Consider the following 2,041-nt stretch of genomic DNA (forward strand, 5'->3'; position numbering starts at 1 on the left):
TCCGAATTCGACACTCAGATGATCACCGATGAGCTGCGAGCCCTTCACGCTCGGGCCGGCTCCAGCAGCGAACCCCGCTCAACTTCGAAGAGCCGCGATCGCTCGGAAGCAGCGGCTTCCCGCCTCTCGCACGCCTGCGTTAGCCCGCTCAAGTAGCCATTCATCGGCCGGCGTCTCCACGGGGTTACGGCCTACATCCAGACCTGCCGCCGCGAACTACTGGACCGGACCTTGATCTGGAACCAGCGGCACCTGCTCCACGCCCTGCACGAGTTCGAACAGTTCTACAACGGACACCGCCCACACCAGGGCATCGCGAACGCCCGCCCGTTGCACCCGTTGCCCGCGCAGGTCACCGATCCGGCCAAGCTGGCCCGCCTCGACATACGAAAACGCGATCGCCTCGGCGGCATCCTCCACGAGTACGAGCATGCCGCGTGACCTGCGCGGACGAGGTTTTCGGCAAGGGCGGCGGCGTGAGAATTACTCGGCCGAGCATGCCATGGAGATGCGGACACCCTCAGTTATTGTCCGGCCGCCGCTCGCGCCACTTCGAGCAGCGTGGACGGCGATAGGGCCGCGCCGGCGAAGGCGCCGGCGAAACTGCCAACTTTTCGTTTGGCGACGGCTAGCCGCTCCTGGCGGGCGACCTTGCCTAGAATGGCGCTCAGGGACGGGTATTCGGTAACGCCGAGTTCGCGGATCAGCCGTTTCTGTCGGGCTCGCAGAACATCGAGTCCTTTTTTGGTTTCTTCGAGGCGACGCATGGCGGATTCGACTACGCGTTCCTGGTCGGACACCGCTTGCGTGACCAGGACGTTGAGGGTAGGTAGCCCCTGGAGGATGGAATCCACGATGGCGGCATTTTGAGCTCTTAGTGCAGCGATCATTTCCGCGCATTGCACGGAATCATCCAGGTTCAGCACGCTCTCACGATGAAGTACGACGTGACGATTCAAAACCCGCGCATAAGCGCTGCGATGTGGTTCGGCGAGCGGCCAGCTACATTCCCGCAGATAGTGGGTGAGCGTGCGTATTGTCTGATCCGTCCGCAGCAATTCAGGCCGCTTCTCGGTGGCGAGAGCGTGCGCTGACATCGTGGCATCACTGGGTATTGCCTTCAACGATTCCCGGAGAATGTTCACGAACTGTCTGGTCGCTCCGGCGCTCAATGCGACGCGAGCCCGCTCGTATGCCGCCTGGACCAGCTCGGCGACCGCCTGTGGCGGCGGCGTCCGATCCAGCGCGGCGGAAGATCGGGCCACGTCGGTCCCAGCCGTGCGTATCTGCTCCTCCGTGAACGCCAACTCTTCGGCGAGTGAGCGAAAAGCCGGCAGACTCGGTGTTCGGATGAGCTGACCGACCGAGTACCGAATGAGGCGGAACAGTGTGTCGAGGTCGACGCCCTGCAAAGGCATGATGTCGAACTGCTCTTGCGGAAGGGCATCGATGATGAGCAAGCACGGGAGGTCGGCGACTACACCGAAAGCCCTTGCCATCTCGTCCGTCCCGTAGGTGACCAGGGTGAGTTCGTCCTTGTCCGCGAGCCAGCCCAGTTTTCCCGATCTCACCAGGCGCTCGATGGTCCACCACGGGCACTCATCACTGATCTCCCGCAGCGGCAATTCCGGTAGGCACGCCTGTGGGGCGCATGAACCGCGCACGCCGACGGGCACGCGGAACTTGCGGGTAAAGACGGCGAATGCCACATCGCCGCCGGTCACCGAATCTAGGGCGATGACGTTTTCCTTGAGCCATTCGATCACCTCGTGGTCGAATTCGGTGGCCATGATGATTAGATATCCAGCGTAGGGTCGCCCGAAGACTTCCGCAGGCGAGCGCTTGAGGTGCCGAACCAATTCCACGGCTTTGTGGTCCACATCGAGTTGAATCCGAAAGCCCATCCGAACCTCCGCCAATGCAGCCATCTCGGCAGGTTTCGATGTTAGCCTCGATCATTCACGGCTGAGGTCGCCGGTTGTGGCCCCGCGCCCATGATCGCTGTTGTTCGATGCGTTTGAGTTGAGGGCATGGTGGTGGG

Annotated in this window: 2 protein-coding genes; both read right to left on the minus strand. The window is 62.3% G+C overall.

Going from position 1 to position 2,041, the window contains the following annotated elements:
- Positions 1–216: 216 nt before the first annotated feature.
- The gene (locus tag ACFYML_RS36535; protein ID WP_387425005.1) at positions 217–420 is read right to left on the minus strand and encodes a hypothetical protein; all 204 of its coding nucleotides are present in this window, start codon (positions 418–420) and stop codon (positions 217–219) included.
- Positions 421–524: 104 nt separating this feature from the next.
- Positions 525–1,928 (minus strand): hypothetical protein, encoded by a 1,404-nt coding sequence (locus tag ACFYML_RS36540; RefSeq protein WP_387425006.1) that lies wholly within the window; start codon positions 1,926–1,928, stop codon positions 525–527.
- Positions 1,929–2,041 lie beyond the last annotated feature (113 nt).

Source organism: Micromonospora sp. NPDC007230, from assembly GCF_042869115.1.
GTDB lineage: Bacteria > Actinomycetota > Actinomycetes > Mycobacteriales > Micromonosporaceae > Micromonospora.